The organism is Streptomyces sp. NPDC052301, from assembly GCF_044593395.1.
In the GTDB taxonomy this organism is placed as follows: domain Bacteria; phylum Actinomycetota; class Actinomycetes; order Streptomycetales; family Streptomycetaceae; genus Streptomyces.
In genome coordinates, this window is sequence record NZ_JBIUBE010000027.1 from 50161 (window position 1) to 74344 (window position 24184).

The 24184-nt window shown below is 70.3% G+C and carries 21 protein-coding genes and 1 pseudogene; 6 read left to right on the plus strand and 16 right to left on the minus strand.

The window, feature by feature from the left end; translation table 11 throughout:
- Window positions 1–602 precede the first annotated feature (602 nt).
- A complete protein-coding gene (locus tag ACIHEJ_RS40275; protein ID WP_400142853.1) occupies window positions 603–1475 on the plus strand; it encodes a hypothetical protein in 873 nt (290 codons plus the stop codon).
- 173 nt (window positions 1476–1648) lie between these two features.
- Here ACIHEJ_RS40275 and ACIHEJ_RS40280 read toward each other — a convergent pair whose 3' ends face one another.
- From ACIHEJ_RS40280 to ACIHEJ_RS40295, 4 genes are all read right to left on the minus strand, one after another.
- Window positions 1649–2032 carry a peptidase inhibitor family I36 protein gene (locus tag ACIHEJ_RS40280; RefSeq protein ID WP_400142855.1) on the minus strand — a complete coding sequence of 128 codons (384 nt, stop codon included), beginning with the start codon at window positions 2030–2032 and terminating at the stop codon, window positions 1649–1651.
- A gap of 284 nt (window positions 2033–2316) precedes the next feature.
- Window positions 2317–3297, minus strand: a complete 981-nt coding sequence (locus tag ACIHEJ_RS40285; RefSeq protein WP_400142857.1) for a helix-turn-helix domain-containing protein — start codon at window positions 3295–3297, stop codon at window positions 2317–2319.
- Window positions 3298–3749: 452 nt separating this feature from the next.
- Window positions 3750–4160 (minus strand): hypothetical protein, encoded by a 411-nt coding sequence (locus ACIHEJ_RS40290; protein WP_400142859.1) that lies wholly within the window; start codon window positions 4158–4160, stop codon window positions 3750–3752.
- A gap of 8 nt (window positions 4161–4168) precedes the next feature.
- Entirely contained in the window at window positions 4169–4390 is a 222-nt protein-coding gene (locus ACIHEJ_RS40295; RefSeq protein WP_400142861.1) for a hypothetical protein, read from the minus strand.
- A 1421-nt stretch (window positions 4391–5811) separates the two neighbouring features.
- On the opposite strand from ACIHEJ_RS40295, the gene ACIHEJ_RS40300 reads away from it, so the two are divergent.
- Both ACIHEJ_RS40300 and ACIHEJ_RS40305 read left to right on the plus strand, forming a co-directional pair.
- Window positions 5812–6468 carry a YeeE/YedE family protein gene (locus tag ACIHEJ_RS40300; RefSeq protein WP_400142863.1) on the plus strand — a complete coding sequence of 219 codons (657 nt, stop codon included), beginning with the start codon at window positions 5812–5814 and terminating at the stop codon, window positions 6466–6468.
- Window positions 6468–6884, plus strand: a complete 417-nt coding sequence (locus ACIHEJ_RS40305) for a YeeE/YedE thiosulfate transporter family protein (protein ID WP_400142865.1) — start codon at window positions 6468–6470, stop codon at window positions 6882–6884. The genes ACIHEJ_RS40300 and ACIHEJ_RS40305 overlap by 1 nt, the downstream gene beginning before the upstream one ends.
- A 223-nt stretch (window positions 6885–7107) precedes the next feature.
- Here ACIHEJ_RS40305 and ACIHEJ_RS40310 read toward each other — a convergent pair whose 3' ends face one another.
- From ACIHEJ_RS40310 to ACIHEJ_RS40325, 4 genes are all read right to left on the minus strand, one after another.
- A complete protein-coding gene (locus ACIHEJ_RS40310) occupies window positions 7108–7983 on the minus strand; it encodes an alpha/beta fold hydrolase (RefSeq protein ID WP_400142867.1) in 876 nt (291 codons plus the stop codon).
- A gap of 545 nt (window positions 7984–8528) precedes the next feature.
- Window positions 8529–8726 carry a hypothetical protein gene (locus tag ACIHEJ_RS40315; RefSeq protein ID WP_400142869.1) on the minus strand — a complete coding sequence of 66 codons (198 nt, stop codon included), beginning with the start codon at window positions 8724–8726 and terminating at the stop codon, window positions 8529–8531.
- A gap of 436 nt (window positions 8727–9162) precedes the next feature.
- Window positions 9163–9606, minus strand: a complete 444-nt coding sequence (locus tag ACIHEJ_RS40320; RefSeq protein WP_400142871.1) for a DUF3592 domain-containing protein — start codon at window positions 9604–9606, stop codon at window positions 9163–9165.
- A 347-nt stretch (window positions 9607–9953) separates the two neighbouring features.
- Window positions 9954–11207, minus strand: a complete 1254-nt coding sequence (locus ACIHEJ_RS40325) for a SpoIIE family protein phosphatase (protein WP_400142873.1) — start codon at window positions 11205–11207, stop codon at window positions 9954–9956.
- A 433-nt stretch (window positions 11208–11640) separates the two neighbouring features.
- Here ACIHEJ_RS40325 and ACIHEJ_RS40330 point away from each other — a divergent pair, with 433 nt between their 5' ends.
- Complete coding sequence (locus ACIHEJ_RS40330) at window positions 11641–12552, plus strand: ADP-ribosylglycohydrolase family protein (protein ID WP_400142875.1); 912 nt, start codon at window positions 11641–11643, stop codon at window positions 12550–12552.
- 478 nt (window positions 12553–13030) lie between these two features.
- Window positions 13031–13129 (plus strand): annotated as a pseudogene (locus ACIHEJ_RS40335) (IS5/IS1182 family transposase); the annotation flags it as partial.
- Between the two features lie 209 nt (window positions 13130–13338).
- Here ACIHEJ_RS40335 and rbsD read toward each other — a convergent pair.
- From rbsD to ACIHEJ_RS40370, 7 genes are all read right to left on the minus strand, one after another.
- Entirely contained in the window at window positions 13339–13719 is a 381-nt protein-coding gene (rbsD, locus tag ACIHEJ_RS40340; protein WP_400142877.1) for a D-ribose pyranase, read from the minus strand.
- Complete coding sequence (locus ACIHEJ_RS40345; protein WP_400142879.1) at window positions 13716–14618, minus strand: ribokinase; 903 nt, start codon at window positions 14616–14618, stop codon at window positions 13716–13718. The genes rbsD and ACIHEJ_RS40345 overlap by 4 nt, the downstream gene beginning before the upstream one ends.
- A 91-nt stretch (window positions 14619–14709) precedes the next feature.
- The gene (locus tag ACIHEJ_RS40350; RefSeq protein ID WP_400142881.1) at window positions 14710–16656 is read right to left on the minus strand and encodes a substrate-binding domain-containing protein; all 1947 of its coding nucleotides are present in this window, start codon (window positions 16654–16656) and stop codon (window positions 14710–14712) included.
- A complete protein-coding gene (locus tag ACIHEJ_RS40355; protein ID WP_400142883.1) occupies window positions 16646–18175 on the minus strand; it encodes a sugar ABC transporter ATP-binding protein in 1530 nt (509 codons plus the stop codon). The genes ACIHEJ_RS40350 and ACIHEJ_RS40355 overlap by 11 nt, the downstream gene beginning before the upstream one ends.
- Window positions 18172–19233: a LacI family DNA-binding transcriptional regulator gene (locus ACIHEJ_RS40360; RefSeq protein WP_400142884.1), complete on the minus strand. Its 1062-nt coding sequence runs from the start codon at window positions 19231–19233 to the stop codon at window positions 18172–18174. Before ACIHEJ_RS40360 ends, ACIHEJ_RS40355 begins: the two co-directional genes overlap by 4 nt.
- Window positions 19234–19947: 714 nt before the next feature.
- Entirely contained in the window at window positions 19948–21060 is a 1113-nt protein-coding gene (locus ACIHEJ_RS40365; RefSeq protein WP_400142885.1) for a S8 family peptidase, read from the minus strand.
- 176 nt (window positions 21061–21236) lie between these two features.
- On the minus strand, window positions 21237–22106 hold the full coding sequence (locus ACIHEJ_RS40370) for an alpha/beta fold hydrolase (RefSeq protein WP_400142886.1): 870 nt from the start codon (window positions 22104–22106) through the stop codon (window positions 21237–21239).
- 339 nt (window positions 22107–22445) lie between these two features.
- Here ACIHEJ_RS40370 and ACIHEJ_RS40375 point away from each other — a divergent pair, with 339 nt between their 5' ends.
- Window positions 22446–22997, plus strand: a complete 552-nt coding sequence (locus tag ACIHEJ_RS40375; RefSeq protein ID WP_400142887.1) for a hypothetical protein — start codon at window positions 22446–22448, stop codon at window positions 22995–22997.
- Window positions 22998–23194: 197 nt separating this feature from the next.
- Here ACIHEJ_RS40375 and ACIHEJ_RS40380 read toward each other — a convergent pair whose 3' ends face one another.
- Complete coding sequence (locus tag ACIHEJ_RS40380; protein ID WP_400142888.1) at window positions 23195–23992, minus strand: hypothetical protein; 798 nt, start codon at window positions 23990–23992, stop codon at window positions 23195–23197.
- Window positions 23993–24184: the final 192 nt, after the last annotated feature.

Sequence of the window (24184 nt, forward strand, 5' to 3'; positions counted from 1 at the left end):
CTTCTGTTGAAGGTGGGCCCTTGAAGGGGGAGGAGCATGCCTGCAGGGCTGGCTAGGGTCTTATGCACCGTCGTGGTGAGTGCCGTCGTGGGGGGCTTATGTGCCGGCTGTACGCATCAAAGCCGTCCACACTCGGAGACCCCCGGTACCGGTGTCGTCTCCTCGGCAACCAGCGGTTCTGCGAGCCCCGTGCCGTCCCAGGGCCACGTGGTCGGCGGTGCCGCGGCGGCGGGTGGTGCGTCATCGGCGGGGGGCGGCGTGCCGCCGTACGGCGGTGATCCCATTCCCCCCATCGATCCGCCGCCCTCCGCCTCCGCGGGACCCCTGCCTCCGCCGGGCATCGACCCGGGGGGCGGGAGCGGCTCCTCCGGGGGAAGCGCGAACGGGGAAAGCTCGGACGGCGGCACAGGCACCTGCCCGCCGAGCGGGCCGACGGGGACGCCGCAGACGGGCGGTGGAACCACATCGGAGGCGGCCGGCGGAACGTCGTCCGGCGTGTCGAGCCGGACCGGTGATGCGCCCCCCAGCACAGGCTCCTCGCCGAAGCCCTCGCCGTCCGGACCGGGCACACCATGCCCGACGGCCGACCCGACGGGAACCCGATGAGCTGTTCCGACCCGCCGGCCCGCACGGCTGCCCGTGCCGCGTCCCTGCCCACGGTGCTCGGCGCCGCCGTGACGCAGGCCTCCCTCATCACGGCGCTCATGTTCTACCTGGGCGCCGTCTACCTTGCCAATTACTACGCCTACTTCCGCCTCGACGTCTTCACCCTCGGCATCGGATACGCCGAGCTGGCGATCCAGAGCCTCCGCGTCGTCAACAGGCCCCTGGTCGTCGGGCTCGCCATGGCCTTTCTGGTCCTCCGGAACCCGACCACCCTCCCCCTTGCCCGTCGCATCCCCCACGCCGACCGGCTCGCAGCCGCCTGGTCGCGTCTGCTGGCCCTGCTGACACGCGGTCATCTGCTGGTCGTAGCCGCCGGTGTCGCGCTGTTCGCCGTCCTGCCGAGCGTCGTCCGGTACGACTGGCCGGCCCCGCTGGTACTCGCCGTCGGCATCCAACTGGCTCGCCTCGACGCCCGCCGAACCGGGTTCGCCGGCACAGGCCCCCGCCGCGCCGACGCGCGCACCCTCGCCGTCGTCCTGCTCCTGCTGTGGTCGGGCACATCGGCGGCCGCGCAGATGGGGAACGACGACGCGCGGGGGCTCGGCCACCACGTCGTACGACTCACGGGGGTGACCGTCTTCACCACCGAGCGGTACAGCATCGCCGGACCGGGAGTCGCCGTACAGGACCTCGGTCCGGCGGTGCATTTCCGCTACCGCTACACCGGGCTGCGGCGCCTCATCGACCGGTCGGGGCGCTACTACCTCATCCCGGTCGGCTGGACGCATGAGAAGGCCGCGACGTACATCCTGCAGGACGGTGACGACCTGCGCGTCGAACTCACCCCCGGAGCACTGCCCCAGAGCTGACCGCCCTCTGGAGTCGCTCTGCATCCGTCCCGCAGACGGCCCACCTCCGGGCCCGCAGGAAGGCCGGCGCCCCCCGGAAGCGGCGAGTTCGACAGGACGTAGTCGGGTCACAGCGGTGGCGGCCCGAAGGATGTCCTGGCGGGGCGCCGGCCTGTTGCCGGGCTGGTCGCCGGTCAGCCGCAGTTGACCCACTTGTTGGACTTCACCCAGCCGGGCGTGCTGCTGCTCCCCTTGTCTCCCCTCGGGGCGACTCCGCTGGATCCGTGGTAATTCTTCTCCGAGAACCCCTCGAAGTCACAGGACTTCCCGTGGTTGTAGTAGGAGCGGAAGTTCTGGAAGACCGAGTACTTGGTGAGGTCCGCGTTGTTCCCCGCGACCTTCTGCATGTGGCCGGTGTAGTTCTGCCCGGACCAGACGCAGAACCAGCCCGACGGGCAGTCCGACGCCGCCTGCGGCGCGGCCTGAGCCGCACCGGCAGCCGCTGCGCTTCCTGCCAGCAGACCACCGGTCAGCACGATGCCGCCGGCAATGGCTCCGAACTTCCTGGTTGTGCGCATGCTGACTCCTCTTCGTCGAACTCGATGCCGAGTTTCAGTGGGTTGACACTTGTGCGCCCTGAGTGCGTCGTTCCGGCAAGGCAGCGGTCGCGTCGTGAGCCTGACATTCACCGCGGGATGCCTCTCAGGCTTCCCCTCCTACTGGACCGCCCGGAACGCGGCACGGTTCAGGCGCATCCAGTCTCGGGGCACGCAGCACCCATCGCCTTGGCGAGCCGTGCCAAACCGTTGACTCGGAGCGCCAGAAACGAATGATCACTCGGAGGGGCGAGGAGAGGGAAAGATCATGCACGCGAGGTCTTGCCCGCACGTGGGCGCTGCAGGGCCTGGTGTCGATACTCGACAGGCGCAACGCCGTAGGCGGAGCGGAAGGCGCGGGTGAAATCGGCGGGACGGGGATAACCCCAGCGGGCGGCGATGGCCTTGACGGGCACGTGACGCTGCATCGGATCGCCCAGGTCGCGGCGGCAGCCTTCCAGACGCTGCTCGCGAATGGAAGCGCGGACGCTCGCGCCGTGCGCTTGGAAGAGCCGGTGCAGTGAACGGACGGAGATGTGGTGGGCCGCCGCTATGCCGTCGACGCTGAGCGAGGGGTCGCCGAGATGATCTCGGATGAACGAGGTGACGCGGGTGTACAGGGCTCGTTGCCGGCTGTCGGCCGGAATCTCGTCTTCACGCTCCAGATGATGGGCGAGAACGGCCGCGGCCAGGTCGAGACCGATCGTGCCCAGCCGAGGCATGTCTGCGGGTGTGTAGCACGTGTGGTCGTCCGTCACACGGGCCAAGTAGTCGACCAACAACTGACCGATTCCCTTGTCGCCGGGCAGCCGGCAGGCGACCATCTGGTCGACATGGCGAACACTGAGCGGTAGCAGGGCGATCGGGAACTGCATGAGCATCGCTTTGCCGACGGCGTACGACTCGAAGGGCCGAGAACTACCGAAAAGCACCAACTCCCCGGGCCGGACGAGAGTGCTGCGCCGATTCTGCTCAATGAAATGAGGGCCGGAAAGTGGCGCCACGACATACAGGCACTCCGGGTCGGAGACGCGGATCAATTTCGGTGTCCGGGACGTGGTGATCGAGGAGTAGGCCATCGACGAGACCTGCACCGACCCCAAGGACATTTCGTCGAACCAGCCGCGGAACACATCGCTGTCCACAGCACGGAACATTTTCGGCATCACCGCCCGCCGGGTCACCTCTGTCCACGCGGCCAGAGCCTCTTGCCCAGTGAAGTTCTTGCTGTCGAAAACCCGTTCCATGATCCTCCCGCTCCGGGTCAATCGGCGACGTGCACCGGCTTACCAGTCGACGCCCTGCATCGACAGAACCGAATCAGGCAACGTGCGCGTGCCCTTCCCCGTCGGTGCACAACCAGCCAGTCGCAGGAGCGCGGTGACGCCAACGGCCTGCCCGCCGAACAACCAACCGGGCGAGCCGGCAGGCGGCCGGGGCCCCGAACCAAACCCCTCCGCCCCGGATCGGGCTCGGCCCGGGGCCAGACAGTCGCGCGGATGCGGGGCCGGGGCGCCGGGGCAGAGGTGAATCCTGAACCGCCTTTTGCGTCCGCCGAGTTCTGCGCACCGGCCTTCACGGGATCCCCGCACTTGCGGAGCGACCGCGTTTCAGGACACGTCTGTTAACTGCCGTTCAGGAGTGAGGAACGGCCCCCACCCCGTGCATGCGGGGGTGGGGGGCCGTTCCCTGTTCGTCGTCACACCATGGGCAGCAGGAGCGCGGAAAGGTCGCCGGCCTGAACGGCCTCCTGATCGATGACCAGGCCGCAGTAGTCGCCGACAGCGGTGAACACCGCCGCCGGCAGCCGGGGCCCGCACTCCTCGTAGTACGCCACCATTGCGGCCTCCCCGACGTCCCCGATGGCCCGGAGCGCCGCGTCCAGTGCGGAACCCTCCCCGGTGTCCTCTCCGAACTCGGCCTGCCGGGCGTGCCCGTCACCTGGTACATGGACGATCCTCCGCGGCGGGCTCCACCGGTTCATCGTCACGCAGACGATCTCCTCGTCCGGGCTCGGCCGCATCGACTCAACCTTCCGGAAGCCGGTGTACCACGTCGCCGTGCCCCAGTCCTCCAGTACGTACACCCCCTCCCCGTGTGTGCCGTACATGGCGCGGTTCACGTCAGGTGGCTGATCGCCTCGGCGCCTTGCCGGCACGGTGACGTCCCTGCAGGGGGGCGGGCGGACAGCTCGTCGAAGTCGGCGCCCAGCGCGATGAGGAACTCTTCCGCGTCCACGCCGCGGGCACAGGTCAGCGATATCCCGCCGAGCATGCCTGGCAGGGCAGCGGATCCGTCTGTGGCGCTGTGTGCGCCGATCCAGGCGATCCCGTCAGACATACTCATCACCCTACTGACCGGCATCGCGTGGCCACGCGTACTCGCTCGGGGACGCCGTCCGCGGACTGCAGCGCCACCACACGGTGGCGCACCGTGGCGCCCTCGACATCGACGTCAGCTGCGGTACCAGCCGGGCCGGAGCCGTCGGCGTCGCGCTCTGCGGACGGCCCGCTGATGACGTCATGCTGGTCTTTTCATCCAAGCGATGAGCCGGGCCCACCAGCCGTCCTCGGCGCCCGGTCGGACCGACACCGGCCTCGTTCGAGGTGTGGACTCCCCCGGGCCTGCACCTGTGCGCCGCGTCGGCGCGCACGTGCATCGCTGGAATGCCGGCACGTCGGCGAGCACTTGCTCCACGTGCCTTCCGCAGCCTTCATAGGTCGCCTTCCGGCATGACCCGCAAACCGCACGCTGACACATTGTTTCCTCCATGGGCCCAGACCTTGTTGTACGGATCAGTAATATCAACAGTTTCGTCACAGCCGAATTTCACATAATCACCACAACGAATCTCCGGATGGGCACGGTCTCCACGAGTCGGTGGCTCCCGTCGAAAGACGGCCCGGTTATGAGGATGCGTCAACCTCCGGGGCGGCCTCCGTATCGGCCGCCGATATCCCGCTAATGGGGATATGGAGGTGCGGGTGCCGCAGGGGATGTGTCACCCATCGAGGTCGAACGGTCACGGTGACAGCTCTCCCCGAGGTTGCTCGGGACACCGACGCAGTGGTTCGATCACGCCCGGCCGAGGAATGGAGGAGCCGTTCCGGATTGCGACAGGCCGTCACTGCGTCATTTTCAGATCGTCGGCCCGACGCGGCGAGGGCATGAGACCGAGAACGGGCGACCGCTCACCGAACGGGTGGTGTGCGCCGGCCGGAAAGGAGCACCGTGGGTTGCTCGCACGCCGCAGGATGCCCCCTTTTCCCCTTGCTCAGATCGAGTTTGCAAGGGTGGCGCGAGTACTACTGCGACAGCGAGGATCACTGGCTCGGGTGCGCGCGCTACCAGATGTCACTCACCGGGGAGCGTGTGCCGATCAGCTTGCTGCCCAACGGAGCACGCGCGCGGCACCTTGAGGACGCGACCACCGACACGGGCCGGTCCGGCGCCGCCGACCCCGGCCAGGGACCCCGGCAGGCCCCGCCACCCCAGCACCATCCGTGGTCACCGGAGGATGCGCCCTGGGCGCAGCACGCAGCGGCTCGGCCCCCACAGCCGTCAGGGCCCGCGGCCGCGGCGTCGGAAGCAGGGACTCGGTTCGGGCCGGCATCTGCGCCGATCCCCGTCTCGCTCCACCAACCGTCACCGTCCCCGCAGATTCCCCAGCCTCAGGACCGCCGGTCCCGTCGCGCGCGGCAAGGGGCCCGCCCGAAGCGCGGCTGGTGGGCCCGATTCACCGAATGGATGGGAGGCCCCGCATGAGCGGCTACTGGCCCTGGTGGGCCGGCGCTGCCGGGCTCGCTCTGATCACCATCAACTACGCCGTCACCACGGACCGGTCCTTCGGCGTGTCGTCCGCGTGGGACCGCGTGTTGCACTGGCGCAGGGAACGGCGCCTGGAGCGGATGGACGAGGAGTTCACCGATGAGCGTGCGCTGGCTGACGCCCTTGCCGCGGCTACGGCGGAGCACTTCGGCACCAGCCCCGCTGCTCCCGGGGTGCCGCCGGTGGCGTACGGAACGTCGCAGCCGCTCGAAGCGGACGCCGAGCCGACGGCGAGTGAGGACACCCCGGCCACCGGCCCGGGTCCCGCCCCGTTGGTCACCCAGGCTGCCCTGCTGGTGTCGATCTTCCTCGGCGGACTGATCGCGGCATTCACCTCCGGCCGGTTCCACCTCCGCTTCGACATGGGCCCGGGCTTCCGCAGCCTGGTCACCGCCGATCCGATCACCATGCTCGTCCTGCTGTTCGCCGGAGGCGTGCTGGTCGGCTTCGGCACTCGCCTGGCCGGTGGGTGCAGCTCCGGCCACGGACTCAATGGCTGCGGTCGTCTGCGCCCTGTCAGTCTCGTTGCGACCGCCGTGTTCTTCGGTACCGCGGTCGCGGTGTCGTTCCTGCTGTGGAAGGTGATCTGATGCGTACTCGGGGCGCGATTCTGCTGGCCAACATCATCACCGGGCTGGCCCTGGGGTTCACCGTCTCCAACATCGGCTTCGGCGACTACGCCGAGCTGAACCGCATGTTCACCTTTCAGGACGTGCGCATGCTCCTCTCCTTCGCCGGCGCCGTCGTGATCATCATGTGCGCGTTCGCTCTGCTGCGAATCCGCCGCACCCCGGGGCGCATCCACGCCGGGGTGATCCCCGGCGCAGTACTGTTCGGCACGGGCTGGGCGATCTCCGGCGGCTGCCCGGCAATCCCGATCGTCCAGGTCGCCGGCGGATACCTCCCCGCCCTGGTCACCATCCTCGGCGTCACCGTCGGTATCCGGCTGTGCCGTTGGGCCAACGCCCGCTACTTCCACCTCGACCGCGGTTCCTGCGGGCTTTAGCCGGGACACCCGTCGACCCGCCCCTGCCGGGGAGCCAACACGCCCTCAGCGGCCCTCGGGAGGTGGTGAACCGTACCGCCTCCCACGGCTGCCCCGGGCCCGGCCTGAGTCACCTGATCGCCGAACCGCCGGGCCAGGTCCTGCGCCGGTCGGTCCGAGGCGGGCGCGCACTGAGTGACAGCTGCGGTCACCTGCCTCCGGTTCGACTTCCGGTGGGCGGCCTCTACGTGCGGCTCGGGTCCGGCTGGAGGAAGCCGGTCAGTGCGGAGGTCAGTGCTTCGGGCGCCTGTTCGGCGACGTGATGTCCGCAGTCGATGCCATGGCCGCGGACGTCGTCGGCCCAACGGCTCCAGATCGCGCGAGGATCACCGTACAGATCCTCCAGGTCGTCTCGAAGCGACCAGAGGACCAGTGCCGGGCAGGCGATGCGCGTCCGTGCGGCGCGGTCGGCCTGCTCGTGCTGTCGGTCAATGGTGAGGCCGGCGCGGTAGTCCTCGAGCATGGCCCGTACCACGTCGGCGTTGCGCGTGGCCTGCCGCCACTCGTCGTAGTTCTCCTGTCCCATCACCTCGGGATCACCCTGGTACCAGCTGTCAGGGTCGGCGGTGATGACGCGCTCGGGGATGTCCGGTTGCGCGAAGAAGAACCAGTGCCACCACTGGGTCGCGAACTCGACGGTGATGCGCGACAGATGCTCCGTCAACGGCAGGCAGTCCGCGAAGACCACCTGGGAGACGGCCCCAGGGCGATCGAGCGCGAGGCGCAGCGCCACGCTCCCTCCGCGGTCGTGTCCGACGACCGCGAATCGGTGATGACCGAGGTGACGCATCACGGCCACCACGTCACCGGCGACCGCACGCTTGGAATAGCCCGCATGGTCCGCCGTGAAGCGCGGCCCCCTGGAGCGCCCGTACCCCCTCAGGTCCGGGCACACCACCGTGTGGCCGGCTCCGACGAGCAGTGGCGCGACCCGGTGCCACGTCGCTGACGTACGGGGATGACCGTGCAGCAGCACCACTGGTGGCCCGTCCCCGCCGAAGCGGACGAAGACGGACGCCTCCCCGACATCGATCTGCGCTGACTCGAAACCTTCGAACACTCTGGGCCTCTCTGTGCTCGCCTCAGGGATCTCCACGGCCGTCGGCGGGCGCCGGGCTACGGCGAGCACAGTGCAGGCCTGGAAGGGCCGCTGCCGTGCGGCATCCGGTGGCGAGCTGCCGACGGGTCACTCGGGCGGGTCGGTGTGTGCTTGCAGTTGTTGCCAGCAACGGTGCACGTGCTGTTCGGCCTCGAGTACGGCGAAGAGCGCCGCCCCGTCCCACGACGCGGCGGCCCGTCGACGTGTCCCGACGGCATGTTCCATGGCACGGCGCGGAGGGTGGAGCGGGCGGGCGCCGTGGGTTCGACGTGTGCGGTGCAGGACTGCTGCCCTGGCGATGAGGACAGCGGTGATGACCGCTGCGGCCGTCAGTGCGGTTGCCGCTTGATGGTCTGACATCTGTGCGAGCCTTCGCGAGCTGGGAGAGGAACGGGGCCGATCTGTGTCTTGTCGTACCGGCTTCTTTTCCTTGGTGCGAGCGCCCTCCTCGGGTGAGGCTGTGCGCGAGACGGGGGCAGGAGCGGGACGGCCTCCGGGCCGGGTGATCAGGCGGCGTCGGACCGTCGCCGACGGGCTTGCGCACGCGTGAGGGGTCCTCGACTGCCGCCCTGGATCAGGCGCAGGTGCCGGGGACGGGCGTGGCGGGACGGATGCGGGGTGCGGGTCAGCCAGTCCTCGACACGGTCCATCCCGTACAGCACCAGAGCCACCGTCGGCAGCAGCAGGCAGGCAACGATGTACACGGTGTCGGGCCCCCTCACGAAAGACAGCCGCGGACGGGTGCCCTTTCCGCAGCCGGCTACCGGCCCGCTGATGTGAAGGTCCCGTGGCTGTCGGCCCTGTCGACAGGGGACGGCATCCGTTGTGCCGCCCACCCCGAACGCCACTCCCCTCTCCGGTGACAGCCGCACTGGTCGGTCTCTCGCCGCGTTCGAGGGCCACGGCCGCGTCTCCTTTGCCCTGGAGCGGAGTGCCGTGACGCCCTGCTCGAACAGAGCCTCCGCACGGCTGATGGCTGCCGCCTCGGTGTCTGCGGCCGCCTGGGAGCTCCGGAGGCGTCGGGCCTGGTCGATCAACGCGCGCCTGAGCAGTCGTTCCTCGTCGGGGTCGTCGACGCGGCATGGATCAGGGCGACTTGGAATGAGACAGCGCAAGGCGCACGATGTGGACGGGGCCCCTTTACTGACGCACTGTCTGGGGACGCCTCCGCGTCTTGAGTACGACGACCGTCCCGACCCCCGCGAGGACCGACCCGAGCCCGCCGAAGGTCAACGGCATCAGCCACAGTGAGGCGAACCCGTCGATCCGCGCGTCCTGGGGGGAACGGGAGCGATAGAGCACCTCGACCCGCTCACCCTTGTAGTACGCCGGCGGATTGGAACCCGTGGAGTCCCGGAACGTCCTCCGCGTGCCACCTGCCGGCGTGAACTCGACCACCGGGTACGCCATCGGCTCGTCGTCGCCCCGATTTCCTCGGGATGCACCGTCGTGGTCCTTCCTCCACTCCAGGGCCACGACCGTGCCATGGGCACGCTCCGCACTGGTCAGGAACGAGACCGACTCCCCCGCCAGAGCGAGACCGATAAGGAAGAACAACGTCCCGCCCCCGATCAACCCGAACATGACCCACCGGCGGGCACGCTGCCCACGTACCTCGATATACACAACGTCCCTCTCACTTGTTCCCCTGTGAGGGACGCTATCCCGGGCCCCGGGTCACCGTGCTCCCGACCCCGGCGGCAAGACTTGTCCGGCCGATCAAGCTGCTCGTCGAGGTGCGACGTGTCCAAGACGAGCCTGAGCAGCGAGACCGGCTGCACGGTACGCCTGTGGGTCGAGCCGTGGGGCACCGATCACTGGATGCGTCCAGGCGAGGAGTTCACCGTGAACGAGGCGGAATGGCAGTGGGCCGAGGTACAGCGTGCGTCCGTCGGCAGGGGTCGGCCCCTCCGCACCGGGCGGGCCTCGAGTCACGGCATGTGGTCCAGGCGGACGACGACCATGGCGATGTCGTCGTTGGCCCCGCTGGCGAGGTCGAGGCGGGCCAGGAGGGCGTCCGCGAGGTGTTCCGCGCCGCAGCCGGTGCAGGTGGCGAGCGTGGTGGTCAGGCGGGTCAGGCCGGTGTCGATGTCCTCACCGCGGCGTTCGATCAGGCCGTCGGTGTAGAGGATGAGGGTGTCACCGTGGGCGTAGGTGGTGGTGGCCTGGGGCCGGGGGACGTGTTCGGGGCGGGCGCCCAGCGGTGGGTCGGTGGCCTGGTCGAGCAGGTCGCAGGTGCCGTCCGGGTGCAGCAGGACGGGCGGAGGATGCCCGGCGCTGCTGTAGATGAGCAGATGGCTGTGGCAGTCGACCAGGACCTGGACGGCGGTGGCGGCCAGCGCTCCCTCGACCGAGCGCGCGTACACCCCCAGGACCTCCAGTGCCTGGGCGGGACCGTGGACGGTGCGGGTGGCGGCGCTCAGCGCGCTGCGCAGTCTGCCCATGACGGTGGCGGCTACCAGGCCGTGGCCGACCACGTCGCCGACTGCGACGGTGAAGCGGCCTGCGGGCAGGTCGACCGCGTCGTACCAGTCGCCGCACACGTTCAGGGATCCGGTCGCCGGCAGGTAGCGCACGGCGATGTCCGGGTGCCGGGCGAGGTCCGGCGTGTGGAGCATGGTTTCCTGCAGGGCGACGGCGATGCGCCGTTCCCGGGCGTGGGCCTGCCGCAGTTCCTCGTTCAGCCGCTGCAGCTGCCGTGCCCGGGCGTACAGCTCGGCTTCCATGGCCGCTTCACGGCCCGGTCTCACCGACGGCAGGTGCGCTGTGCGGCGGGCGCGGACGACCTCCGTCATGTCCTCGGACCGGTGGATGATGCCGACCACCTTTCCGTCCGGGCCGAGAACGGGCACGTTGATCGCGGTCCACCAGCGTTCCTTGAACACCACGGGGTTGCCGGCGACCGGGATGTCGTACTTCTGCAGCGCCATGTGATCGGTCTGGCCGGAGGACAGGACCCGGTGCAGTGAGGCTTTCAGCGTCGCCACCCCGTCGGCCTCCGGTTCGGCAGGATTGTCCGGGAAGACGTCGAAGAGGTACTGCCCCACCAGCTCGGCCCGGATTCGTCCTGTCACCTCGCAGAAGGCCGGGTTGGCATCGATGATCACCAGGTCCGTGCCGAGCACCAGGCACGGGCTCGGAAGGGCGGCGAACACCGCCGTGTAGTCGATCTCCGGGCCGGTCACATGCGTTCCCTGCGAGTTACTCCCTCCTCAATCTACGAAGGGTCCGGCTCACGCGCCCGCCAAGCCCACTCTTGGTGTCAGGTGACGGCCGCGTACCCTGCCCCCGACGCCGTGGTCGTGCCCCCCTCTGTGACGAATGATGACGCTCAGCGAACTTTGCTCGCCGCCTCGGTGGGGCCGCGCCCTACTGGTCGTGCTGGACGGGCCGGGTCCCGGCGAGCGTGTCGCGTTCGCACGGCGTGCGGACCGCGCGGGTCTTCCAGAGGGTGGGCCGGTCGTGGTGCGCGGGCCTCGACGGAGGAGATCGTCGTCCGGACAACCTCCTCGCGGTCTTCGTCGCAGCGGGCGCCGCGCTCGAAGCGCGGGGCGGGACGAACGGCGCACCGCTGCAAAATCGGAGCGCAGGAGCGCCGTCGCGCTGCAAACTGCCCCGATGATCACCGTGCCTCCTGCTGTGCTGGATTCGTTGTACGGGCTCGCGTTCGGCGACGCCTTCGGTGACCGTTGGTTCGGGATTCTGCGCCGGGACGGTCCGGCAGGCCTGGAGGCGCGGACCCTGCCCCCGGAACCGCTGTGGCGGTGGAGTGACGACACCGCCCAAGCGCTCGTCCTCGTACGGGAACTCGTCGAGGGCGGCGGCACCGTCGACCAGGACCGCCTCGCCCTACGCTTCGCGGCAGCCTACGCCGATGACACGCACCGCGGCTACGGAGCCTCGATGCATGACGTGCTCCGCCGGATCGGTGCGGGCGAACCCTGGCAGGAGGTGGTCGCCGGACAGTTCGGCGGCCAGGGCTCCTGGGGCAACGGCGCAGCCATGCGCGCCGCCCCGCTCGGCGCCTGGCACGCCGCCGACCTCGATGAGGTCGCTGAACAGGCCGCCCGCCAGGGCGCGGTCTCGCACCATCACCCGGAGGCGGTGGCCGCGGCGGTGGCGGTCGCCCTCGCCGCGGCGCTGGCAACCCGCAGCCGGGGCGGGCACGCCCCGGCCAGGCCGGACTTCCTCCGAGCAGTCGCCGAACGACTTCCCGACAGCGACGTCCGGTCCGGAGTGCGGGTCGCGGCCCGGATGCCGGAACGCACCTCGGTCCGGCATGCCGCGGAGGTCCTGGGCTCCGGCTACCGGATGTCAGGGCCCGACACCGTCCCGTACGCCCTGTGGTGTGCGGCGGGACACCTCGACGATCTGCACGAGGGCCTGTGGTTCACCGTCGCCGGGCGCGGCGACATCGACACCACCTGCGCTGTCGCGGGCGGGGTGATCGGCGCCCGCACCGGCGTCGCTGCCCTCCCCCCTGCCTGGCACGCAGCTTGTGAACCGCTGCCCCCGGTCGTGACTGAGTGACAACTCTTCTCGGGTCGTGATGAGTTCAGGCGAATCCAGCAGATGAGTGGGCGTCCGATCGAGACGCTTGCTTCGCCTGGCGGGCCAGGAACGCACGTGCGGCGCCCCAGGGGTACGCATGAGCCGGCGTTGCTCGAAGCCCCACTTCGGACCATCGCGGCAGTGCACCATCGCCAACTCCCGCCGAGCGAACCGACGATCACTCGGCTCGACGGGCGGCCACGGAGGCGCGGCCCCGGCTGGCTGATGCGGTGCAGGCCGCGCCCCTTAGACTCGGCGCCCGTACTAGTCGTGATCATTACTGGAAGGGATCACATGTTTCAGGACGCTCCGATCTATCACCAGCTTGTCGCGGAGCGTGGCGATGTACCTGCGCGCGTACGTGACGCGGCGGTGAGCATACTGCGCGAACTCGATCACGTAATCGGTGCGATGGCGTTGCCCGCCCTCTCGACAAACCCTGTGCCGCTCCGGGAGTCTGACGCCGCAGCGCGAGCGGCGCTTCCGCTACCCAGGTCGTAGACCGCTGCCGGTAGGGGTATTGGGCGGATTCCTGTGCGTCCTGCACCGAGGACTCAGTGATGACGAGGCCTGTTGCAGCGTCCGTCCGTGGGGCGGACAAGGGTTCTTCGTCCCTGCGGAGGGCTTGGCCGTGTCACCATGCCCAAGCCCTCCGCAGGGGCTCCCGCGAGGGCTGCACACGTCGGTGAGAGTGGCGATGACCGCCGCGGCGGTCACGGCCTCCCCTCATGCGGGGCGCGGGCTCGCGGTGTTGAACGGGCGGGGCTAGAAGAACACCCCGCACCGCAGCAGCACGTTCGCGTACGGGCGGGCCTCGCCGGTGCGCACGATCAGCCGGGCTTTCGCCGACAGTTCCTTCAACCGCTCGTGCGGGACCAGGGTCAGACCGGGGAAACGGTCCTCCAGCAGGGTGCGGTGCGGACCCTCCAGTTCCCGTGCCGCCGTCGCGCCCTCCACCACCAGTTCGGCCAGCAGACCGTCCAGCACCTCCACGAAGGACGGCACACCGGCCCGGAAGGCGAGGTCCACCACCCGGGGGCCGTCCGGGATCGGCATGCCCGCGTCGCACACCAGCACCTCGTGGCCGTGGCCCAGTTCGGCCAGCGCTCCCGCCAGGTGGCGGTTGAGGATGCCCGCCTTCTTCACAGTGCCTCGACCTCCGAGGCCGTGGGGTACGACTCCTGCGCGCCCCGCTTCGTCACCGCCGCGGCACCGACCCGCGCCGCGTACGCCGCCGCCTCCGGCAGCTCCGCGCCCGTGCCCAGTTTCCAGGCCAGGGCGGCCGTGAAGGCGTCCCCGGCGCCGGTGGTGTCCACCGCGTCCACCGCCACCGAGGGCACCCGGGCCGCGCCCGAGCCGTCGCACACCAGCGCTCCGTCGGCGCCCAGCGTCACGACCACCGAGCGCGGGCCCTCGGCCAGCAGCAGCCGCGCCCAGTCCTCGGGGTCGCCGCCCGTGCGGTCCGCACCGAGGATCACCCGGGCCTCGTGCTCGTTGACGATCAGCGGATCGCAGGCCGCCAGGACCTCCGGCGGCAACGAGCGCGGCGGGGACGGGTTCAGCACGAACCGGGAGCCCGGCGCCAGGTTCCGCACCACTTCCACCACCGTCTCCAGTGGGATCTCCAGCTGCGCCGACACCGCCCTGGAGGCGTGCAGGAGGGCCGCCGACGCCCGCACGTCCTTTGGAGCGAGCCGGCCGTTCGCGCCGGGCGACACCACGATGCTGTTGTCCCCGGAGGGGTCCACGGTGATCAGCGCGACACCGGTAGGTGCCCCGCCCTCCAGGACGCCGACCGTGTCGACACCGGCCGCGCGCAGGGAGTCCAGCAGCAGCCGGCCGTGACCGTCCTCGCCAACCCGCGCCAGCAGGGCCGTACGTGCCCCGAGCCGGGCGGCGGCGACCGCCTGGTTGGCGCCCTTGCCGCCCGGGTGCACGGCCAGGTCACCACCGAGCACCGTCTCACCGGCGGCCGGCCGCCGCTCGACGTCGATCACCAGGTCGGCGTTGGCCGAACCCACGACCACCAGGTCGTAGTCGTACATCAGTTGACTCCCCACACGTTCGTCCCCGTCACGATCCGCGGCGGAAGGCCGCCCCGCACCGGGGCCGGGCCTTCCGCCGGTGCCGTCCCGCTCAGCCGCTGAAGCCGGCCACGTTGTCCTTCGTGACCACCTTCACCGGCACCTTCACCGCCTGCTCCACCTTCTTGCCCTGGACCGCCTTGAGCGCGTTGTCCACGGCGATCCGGCCGAGCTGGGTCGGCTGCTGGGCGACCGACGCGTACAGCGTGCCGTCCTCGACCGCCTTCAGCCCGTCCGGGGTGCCGTCGAAGCCGACCACCTGCACCGACTTGCCGGCCTTGGAGCCGAGCGCCTTGATCGCGCCGAGCGCCATTTCGTCGTTCGCGGCGATCACACCCTGCACGTCCGGATGAGCCTGGAGCAGGTTCGACATCACGTCGAGGCCCTTGGTGCGGTCGAAGTCGGCGGGCTGCTGGGCCACCACCTGGATACCCGGGTAGGCCTTCAGGCCCTGCGCGAAGCCGGCCGCCCGCTCCCGCGCCGCCGAGGTGCCCGCCTGGCCCTGCAGGATCACGATCTTGCCCCGGCCGCCCAGCTTCTCGGCGATGGTCTTCGCCGCCTGCTCACCGCCGGCCACGTTGTCGGAGGCCACCAGCGCGTCCACGGACGCCTTGTTGACGCCCCGGTCGACCGCGATGACCGGGATGCTCGCCTTGTCAGCGGCCTTGACCGAGTTGCTCGCGGCGTCCGAGTCCACCGGGTTGACGATGATCGCGCCCAGCCCGGAACTGGTGAAGTTCTGCAGCTGGTTGGCCTGCTGGGAGGCGTCGTTCTGGGCGTCCGTGACGGTCAGGTCCACTCCCCGCTTCTTCGCCTCGGCCTGCGCGCCGGAGCGGATCTGCACGAAGAACGGGTTGTTCAGCGTGGACAGCGACAGGCCCATCTTCGGCGTCGTCGAGGACGAGGAACCGTGCAGGAAGGAGGTCGCGCCGACGATCGCCACCGTGACCACGGCCGCGAGCGCGTACGTCGCCGTCTGTCGGCCCTTGTTGCCCCCGCCGCCGCTGGTCACCGGGGTCGCCCCGGCCTTGCGGCGCACGGTGTCCAGCAGCACCGCCAGCGCGATGACGACACCGATGACGACCTGCTGCCAGAACGCCGAGACGTTCAGCAGGTTGAGGCCGTTGCGCAGCACCGCGAGGATCAGCGCGCCGATCAGCGTGCCCGAGGCCTTGCCGGTGCCGCCCGCGAGGGAGGCACCTCCGATGACGACCGCGGCGATGGCGTCCAGCTCGTAGCCGTCGGCCGCCTGCGGCTGCGCCGAGGACAGCCGGGAGGCCAGCACGACGCCCGCCACCGCGGCGAACACACCGGACAGGGCGTAGATCGCGAGCTTCTGCTTCTTCACCCGCAGACCCGACAGCCGGGCCGCCTCCTCGTTGCCGCCGATCGCGTACATCGAGCGGCCGATGTAGGTCCGGCCGAGCACCAGCGCCGCGATCAGGCCCATCAGCACCATGACCAGCACCGGCACCGGCAGCCAGTCGCCGAGGGTGTCACCGAGGTGCGAGACCGAGTCCGGGAAGGGGATCGGCACACCGCCGGAGATCACCAGGGACAGGCCGCGCGCCACGGACAGCATGGCGAGGGTCGCGATGAACGGCGGCAGCTTGCCGTAGGCGATGAGGAAGCCGTTCACCAGACCGGCCGCGACACCGGTGGCGACGGCCAGCACGAGGGCCAGGAACACCGGCACGCCGTGGCTGGTGGCGCTCCAGGCCAGCACCGTCGCCGACAGCGCGGCCACCGAGCCCACCGACAGGTCGATTCCCGCCGAAACGATCACGAACGTGGCGCCGAAGGCGAGGATCGCCGTCACGGCGGCCTGCACGCCGATGTTGAGCAGGTTGTCCGTCGTCAGGAAGTCACCGGACAGCGCCGACAGGACGATGACCAGGACGATGAGCGCGGTCAGCGCACCGTTGTCGAGCAGCAGCCGGCGCAGGCCGTCCCGGGCGCCACTCGCGCCCGTCGTGCTCTTGAGCGTGTCAGTGGCCACGGGGGGCCTCCTTCGCGGTGTTGTCGGTGGTCGTGGTGGAGACGGCGAGCGCCATGACGGCGTCCTGGGTGGCCTCGTCGGCGGTGAGTTCTCCGGCGATCCGGCCCTGGGCCATGACCAGGACCCGGTCGCTCATGCCGAGCACCTCCGGCAGATCGCTGGAGATCATCAGCACGGCGGCCCCGGCGGCCGTCAGCTCGTTGATCAGCTGGTAGATCTCGACCTTGGCGCCGACGTCGATACCGCGTGTCGGCTCGTCGAGGATCAGCACCTTGGTGTCGGCCAGCAGCCACTTGCCGATGACGACCTTCTGCTGGTTGCCGCCGGACAGGGTCCGCACCTGCTGCCCGAGCCCGGCCATCCGCACGCCCAGCTGCTCGGCGATCCGCTCGGCCGCGGTGTGCTGCGCCTTGCGGTCGACCAACCCGGCCCGGGTCGCCGACCGCATGGTCACCAGTCCCAGGTTCTCTTCCACGGAGGCGTCCAGCACCAGCCCCTGGCCCTTGCGGTCCTCCGGCACCAGCCCGATGCCGGCTGCCATCGCCGCGTTCACGTCGTGCCGCCGCAGGCCGCTGCCGGAGACCTTCACGGTCCCGCCGTCGTAGGGGTCCGCGCCGAACACGGCCCGCACCACCTCGGTGCGGCCCGCGCCGACCAGGCCCGCGACGCCGACGACCTCGCCGGCGTGCACCTGGAAGCTCACGTCGTGGAAGACGCCGTCGCGAGTCAGGCCCTCGACGCTGAGCAGCGCAGCGCCCTGCTCGGCCCGCTGCCTCGGGTACTGCTGCTCGATCGAGCGGCCCACCATGAGCCGGACCAGCTCGTCCTCGGGGGTGGCGGCCGGGACCTGCCCGACGCTCCGGCCGTCGCGGATCACGGTGACCCGGTCGCCCAGGGCGGCGATCTCTTCGAGGTGGTGGGTGATGAACACGATCCCGACGCCGTCCTCACGCAGCCTGCGCACGATCGCGAACAGCTTCTCGACCTCCTCCGAGGTCAGCACGGCGGTCGGCTCGTCCATGATGAGCACCCGCGCGTCCAGGCTGAGCGCCTTGGCGATCTCCACCATCTGCAGCCGGGCGATGCCGAGTTCACGCACCCGCGCGCGGGGTGACACGTTGACCCCGACCCGCTTCAGCAGGACCTCGGCGTCGGCCTCCATCCGCTTGCGGTCGATCATCCCGAACCGGCGGGGCTGCCGGCCCAGGAAGATGTTCTCGGCCACCGTCAGATCGGGGACCAGGTTGAACTCCTGGTAGATGGTGGCGATCCCGAGCCGTTCGGCGTCCTGCGCACCGTGGATGCGCACTTCCTCGCCGTCGGCCAGGATCCGCCCGGCGTCGGGGGTGTAGGCACCGGAGAGCATCTTGATCAGCGTGCTCTTGCCGGCGCCGTTCTCACCGAGCAGCACGTGCACCTCACCCCGGCGCAGGTCGAAGTCGACAGCGTCGAGCGCGACCACGCCGGGGAAGGTCTTGCGGATGCCCTCGATGCGCAGCAACTCGTCCGGGTTGCTCACGACGTGCTCCTTTGCACTGGGGAGGGGGACTGCGTGGGGGCTGCGGGAGCCGGCACCGGCTCGGGGGCGGGCTCGCCGCACGAGCGGCGCACGACGAGCCGGGCGGCGAGCGTGACGGACGCGGGGACCCGCCCCTCGATCCGGTCCACCAAGGCCCGTACGGCGGCCCGGCCCAGCTCGCCCGTGGGCTGGGCGATCGCGGTGACGGGCGGATCGGTGTGCACGAACCAGGGGATGTCGTCGAACGCGGCCAGCGCCAGATCGTCCGGGACGCGCAGCCCCCGGGCCCGTACGGCGTCCAGCGCACCGAGCGCCATCAGGTTGTCGGCCGCGAACACGACCTCCGGCGGTTCGGGCAGGTCGAGGAAGCCTTCGGTGACCCGGCGCCCGCTCGCGGCCTGGAAGTCGCCCTGGCCGATGTAGACGTTTGGGAGCGGGATGCCGTGCTCGGCGAGGGCGGCCCGGAAGGCCTCGACGCGCTCGCTGCCGGTGGTGGTGGCCGCGGGCCCGGCAATGATCGCCAGCCGCCGGTGCCCCAGCCGGCACAGGTGCGCCACCAGGTCCCGCACCGCCGCGCTGCCGTCGGACCGCACCACGGGCACGTCGACGCCCGGGATCCACCGGTCCACGAACACCATCGGGGTCCCCGCGCGCACGGCGTCCAGCATCAGCGGGGAGCCGCCGTCGGTGGGAGAGACGAGGAGTCCGTCGATACGGCGGTCCAGAAGGTTGCGGACATGGTGGTCCTGGAGGTCGGGCCGCTCGTCGGCGTTGCCGATGATCACGCTGTAGCCGAGCGCGCGGGCCTCTTCCTCCACGGCCCTGGCCAGCTCGGTGAAGTACGGGTTCAGTACGTCGCTGATGACCAGACCGAGGGTGTGGGTCTGATCGGTGCGCAGCGAGCGGGCGACGGCGTTGGGGCGGTAGTCCAGGGCCTCGACGGCGGCCAGCACCCGGGCACGTGCGTCGGCACTGACCGAGGGGTGCGCGTTCAGCACCCGCGACACCGTGGCGACGGACACACCCGCCGCGGCGGCGACGTCCTTGATGCTCGCCATCGCCGGCTCACCTCCTTGTGAGACTCGTGGAATCGATTACACGCATGACGTAGGAAGGATTGGAATCGATTACACGGGATCGAGGCAAGGGGGTGCGGGTGGCCGAAACCCAATCGTGACCGGGGCGCGGGGTGGGGTCGGCCGCGGAGTGGCGGGCAGGGCCGGGCGAAGGCGAACGGGCACTCGAGGTGGCGGAGGCCGGCTCGGCGGAGGCCCGTTTGGCGCGGGCCGGCTCGGCGGCAGCCCGTTCGGCGCGGGCCGGCTCGGCGGCAGCCCGTTCGGCGCGGGCCGGCTCGGCGGCACCCCGTTCGGCGGCGGCCCCTCGGGCGCCCTGCGTACGTGGGTCGGTTGCATGTGCGTGTCGGGGGGATGCCCGGGCGAGCGCGGTCTTTCCCACCCCACCCGTTCCGGCGACCGTGGACACGTGGACACTACGACCACGGCCTCACCCTGCCCACCGGCGGACTTGCTCTCGGCCGGATCCAACCAGTCCCGGTCCCGGACCTTGCCTGAGGGTTCGCCCTACCGCCGGACCCGGCAGACACCCGGAGAACGAAGGTTCACCGACCCGTCCGCTCACCTCGGACGGGCGGGAGTTGCGGGGCCCACCACCCCGAGATTGCTCCTCGCGCGCATCGGACTACAGGCTGCGCTTCGGTGCTCCCGTAGTCCCGGTGAGGCGCGGCGCTTGGGTGAGCGTGCAGCCGGGACGGATCAGAGGCCGCCGGTGTTGAGCAGCCGGTTGGGAGTGCCGGAGGGGACACCGCGCAGGACACCGCGGGTGGCGGTGTGGTCGAGCCAGACATGGACCTCGTCGGCCGTGGCGTGGGGGTGTGCCGACAGGTACAGCGCGATCACGCCGGTCGCGTGGGGCGCGGCCCAGGATGTCGCGCCGTCGTTCTCCGTGGTCGTACCGCCGCCGGCGAGGGCGGCGGTCACCTTCTGGCCGGGGGCGTACAGGTCCACGCACCGTCCATAGTCCGATCCGTAGGAGCCGCTGTCGCTCCACGCGCGGTCCTTCGAGGTGGAGGCCGCCACGACGATCGTGCCGGGGACGCCGGCCGGGGAGTGCTTGCAGGCGTCGTCATGGAAGTTGCCGGCCGACACCACCGTCGGGATCCCCGCGTCGACCATCTTCTTCACGGCGGACTCCAGGGCCGCCGACCGGCGGTCGAGGTTGAGCGACATGTTCACCACGGCGGGCTTCTGCGCGTGCGCGGTGACCCACTTGACCGACTTCACCAAGGCCGCCTCGGCCTCCGCCTGGGAACCGCCTCCCTCGCTCTCGCACAGGATGCCCTGGACCCGTACGAGCTCCGCCTTCGGCGCCACCCCGTACCGCGCCCCGCCGATGATGCCCGCGACGAACGTGCCGTGGCCCATCCCATCCTCGCTGAAGCAGTCACCGGAGTCCTTCGCGCCCACGAAGTCGGCGCCCAGGTGGGCGCGTCCGCCGAACTCCTTGTGGGCGATGTCCATCCCGGTGTCGATCACATAGACGTGAACGCCCTTGCCCGTGGCGGTGGTGGTGAAGCTCCCGTTCAGCGGCCGCGAGCGCTGGTCCAGGATGTCGAGGTTCCATGGCACGTGCCGGGTGACGGGCGACGCCTCGGTCTGCGCGACCCCGGACAGCTTCCCGACGGCGGCGGAAGACGTCGGCGCGGAACCGGGCGACGCCCCGTTTCCGGTGAGCGCCACGGATTCGCTCTTCCCGTGCGTCGGGTGCTTCCCGCCGCGCATCCCGGCCGCCGCTCCGGCTTCCCCGCCGCAGGCCGAGGCCCCGAGCACTGTCGCCATGGCCACCACCATGAGACCGACCTTCGTCACGTTCCGCACCACAACGTCCCCCGCATCCCCGATTCAGCACAGTCAGCGCACAAGACGACCACGGCGGGCGGGCGGTTGCATGCACGTGCGGGTGTCCCCGTCCGACATGAGGAAGCGAGGGTACGTCCGTCGACCTCGACACCGTCACCGCCGCCGCTCTCCTCGTCTCGCTCCGATCAGGATCCGGCGGGCGCGAGTGAGAACCCGGCGAGTTCGCCCAGAACTCGGGCCGCCGGTGCCGGGTCGACCAGCCATTTCAGGTGGCTGCTGGTGAGTGTACGGACGTCGTAGGGGTTGTTCGGCGTCAGTGCGTCGCCCTCGCGGATCATCCGGTCCTGCATGGCGAGCGGCACGCTGGCGTCTTCGGTCAGCCGGATGTACGTCTTGGGGATCCGTCCCCAGGTGTCGGCCTGTGCCCGGTCGTCGGCTGTGCCGACGTCGAGATTCTCGTCAGGCTGGAAGGTGTTGAGGAAAACCATGAACTCCTCGTCCGTCCCATCGGCGAGGAAGGCCGCCTTGAAGGCTGCGAGGACGCCGGGGTCGGCGGTGCGGAAGTTGGAACGCAGCAGCCCGAGTTCGACAGGGCTCGCGACCATCGCCGCGGCCAGCCCTGTGGCGTCGACCGTGGCCATCTCGGGCTCGGCGTAGTAGGCGCTGACGTCGAGGTCGACGGGGCACCAGGCGGAGACGTAGACGATGCGGTCGATCAGGTCGGGCCGCTGGTTGGCCGCGACGGTGGCCGTCATGCCGCCTCGGCTGTGGGAGACGAGGATGACGGGCCCGTTCCGCTTGGCGCGCTCCAGTGTTCCGATGAGGTGCGCGGCGTTGTCGGCGAGCGTGACGCCCTTGATGGCCCCCGTCGCGGTGGCGAGTTCTTCGAGGTCCTGCGGCGCCTGATAGGCCCGCGGGTACGTCGCGGCGAACCCGTGCCCTGGAAGGTCGACGGCGACGGAGCGGTGGCCGAGCAGGCCGAGTTCGGCTTGGAGCGGCGCGAAGGAGAAGGAGTTCGCGAAAGCTCCGTGAACCAGTACGAACGTCGGTTGCATCAATCTGCTCACCTTCTGGGCTCTGCGACGTCAGCGGCACGCCGCTCGCCCGTTCCGGCGGCACGAGGGCGGCTCACGAACAGCTGCCTGCCATCCGTTGCCTCACCGTACTCAGTGAAAGATCATCCGCACTACTCGGACGAGTCCTTTCCGCTTGTGCACTCAGCCGCCCACTCCCCCGCATGCCCTTGGCTTCGGCGGACGGGTCTTCTCGTCACCCGCTGTGGTGCGCGGACCCTTCTCATCACGCCCCGGATTGCGGCAAGTTCGGGCGTCTCTCCGCCGAGGATCGAAGAGACGCCCTCGGGTCGTGCCGTTGCCGAATGCGGACAGATCCGGGTGAACGACGCCCGTGTCGACGCCACCTCATGGGGTGGGGCGAAGCAGCAGATGCGGCCGGTCGCCCTGCGGGAGCAGAGCGAGTTGCCGCGAGACCCGCACCGCACCACCACTCCTGCCGCCAAGCCCAAGACAGCGCCCACTGTCCGCACCCAGAAGCTGCCCGACGGCAGCACGGCCGAGATCCACAAGCTCGGCGGCCGGCACCACCTGCTCAAGATCGTCCACGACGGTGAGGTCCTGGGCACGATGGAGGCGGACCACCAGGACGCCGGGCTCGACGCCAACGACATGTTCATCGTGCTCACACCGGACGGCCGGGCTCGGGCCTGGATGGGCGGCGGACACCAAGGACCGGGCAACGTCGAGCTCATGGGCGCCGGGACGGCCAAGGTCACCAAGGACGGTGAGGACCACTGCCGCGCACGGATCCTCGGCGACGCCGGCGGCGTGTCCGCCACGCTGGACGCCAACGAACACGACGCCGGTGTCGAGGTCGACCGCGCCTACATCGTGCTCGGCGCCGGCGGCGTGATCAGCGCCCACGGGTAACCGCGGACCGGGCACCGCGGTGGGTTCACCTCGGTCGGCTCCGCCGTGATGACGGAGCCGCTCCGCCTCGGTCGTGTCTGAAAGTCGAAACAGGGTGGGGCGAGGCTTCCGTGCGCCGTCCGCCCGGCCGTCACCACCGGGACTGTGATCGTCTCCGGCTCCTCGTGGTGGAGCGTGCTACGGCTGTCGCAGTGCCGTCACGTTCCGCTTACGGCATCCCGTCGCAGGCCGCGGTACATCACTCCCGCCACGCACGCCACGAGGGGGACGGTCACGGCGGGCACGACAGGCCAGGGGATCCCGGTCCACACCGTCAGAAGACCCGTCCCGAAGCAGACGGAGACGACGGTGATGAGCATCCGCCTGCCGTACGGGTCCCAGGTGAAGGGCTCGGGGGCCCGAGGCCTGACCAGGCGCACCGCTCCGAAGACGAACGTCAGGGCCGCGAGGAGCCCGGCCATCAGCCCGAAGGCAGCGTTCATCTGGATCTCGTCGCGGGGCGCTTCGGAGGTGTCCTGCCGGACGCCGTCCTTGCTGAGCGCCATGATGGTGCGGCGCCAGATGATGCCGGTCACCTTGTCGCCCGGCTCCAGTGTCTCCAGGAGCGGCCCCGGGTCACCGAAGTCCGCGACCCTCCGCAGGGTAGCCCCGCCCTTCAGGGTTGCCCGATAGGTGGAGCTCTTCCCGCCGCTCTTCACCACCGTCTCCACCACGGTGTACCGCCAGGTACTCAGGCAGTCCTTCTCCACCCGGACCTGCTCGGTCGCGTGAGCAGGGCACGGCTGGGCGGCCTGATAGTCCCGGAAACGCCCACGGTCGGAGGGCAGCCACTCGGCGAATGCGATGAAGCAGAGCGCCGCCGCGATCACGGAGAGCAGGATCAGCAGGGCACCCACGAATCGGGGCCGGCCGGGCGCCCCCCGGCCTGCGTCGCTCTTCTTCTGCGTCGTGCTGCCCGTGCTGTGCGCCGTAGCCGTGGCTCGCTGCGCTGCCATCGCACCCCCTCACTCTCGTCCCATCTTCCATCCGACTGGGATCAAGGGTGCGACGAGGGGTGCGCGTGGGCCTATGGCCCCTTTCCGCAGACCCTCTGATCAGTAGGCGGAGTTGACGTTGTCGATGGAGCCGTAGCGGTGTGCGGCGTAGTTGGCGGCGGCGGTGATGTTGGCCACCGGGTCGGTGACGCT

What these genes read in the sequence shown, in the direction of transcription:
- ACIHEJ_RS40275 (WP_400142853.1), top strand. Translation starts at nt 603, where the DNA reads ATGAGCTGTTCCGACCCGCCGGCCCGCACGGCTGCCCGTGCCGCGTCC.
- ACIHEJ_RS40280 (WP_400142855.1), bottom strand. Translation starts at nt 2,032, where the DNA reads ATGCGCACAACCAGGAAGTTCGGAGCCATTGCCGGCGGCATCGTGCTG.
- ACIHEJ_RS40285 (WP_400142857.1), bottom strand. Translation starts at nt 3,297, where the DNA reads ATGGAACGGGTTTTCGACAGCAAGAACTTCACTGGGCAAGAGGCTCTG.
- ACIHEJ_RS40290 (WP_400142859.1), bottom strand. Translation starts at nt 4,160, where the DNA reads ATGTACGGCACACACGGGGAGGGGGTGTACGTACTGGAGGACTGGGGC.
- ACIHEJ_RS40295 (WP_400142861.1), bottom strand. Translation starts at nt 4,390, where the DNA reads ATGTCTGACGGGATCGCCTGGATCGGCGCACACAGCGCCACAGACGGA.
- ACIHEJ_RS40300 (WP_400142863.1), top strand. Translation starts at nt 5,812, where the DNA reads ATGAGCGGCTACTGGCCCTGGTGGGCCGGCGCTGCCGGGCTCGCTCTG.
- ACIHEJ_RS40305 (WP_400142865.1), top strand. Translation starts at nt 6,468, where the DNA reads ATGCGTACTCGGGGCGCGATTCTGCTGGCCAACATCATCACCGGGCTG.
- ACIHEJ_RS40320 (WP_400142871.1), bottom strand. Translation starts at nt 9,606, where the DNA reads ATGTTCGGGTTGATCGGGGGCGGGACGTTGTTCTTCCTTATCGGTCTC.
- ACIHEJ_RS40330 (WP_400142875.1), top strand. Translation starts at nt 11,641, where the DNA reads ATGATCACCGTGCCTCCTGCTGTGCTGGATTCGTTGTACGGGCTCGCG.
- ACIHEJ_RS40345 (WP_400142879.1), bottom strand. Translation starts at nt 14,618, where the DNA reads ATGTACGACTACGACCTGGTGGTCGTGGGTTCGGCCAACGCCGACCTG.
- ACIHEJ_RS40360 (WP_400142884.1), bottom strand. Translation starts at nt 19,233, where the DNA reads ATGGCGAGCATCAAGGACGTCGCCGCCGCGGCGGGTGTGTCCGTCGCC.
- ACIHEJ_RS40370 (WP_400142886.1), bottom strand. Translation starts at nt 22,106, where the DNA reads ATGCAACCGACGTTCGTACTGGTTCACGGAGCTTTCGCGAACTCCTTC.
- ACIHEJ_RS40380 (WP_400142888.1), bottom strand. Translation starts at nt 23,992, where the DNA reads ATGGCAGCGCAGCGAGCCACGGCTACGGCGCACAGCACGGGCAGCACG.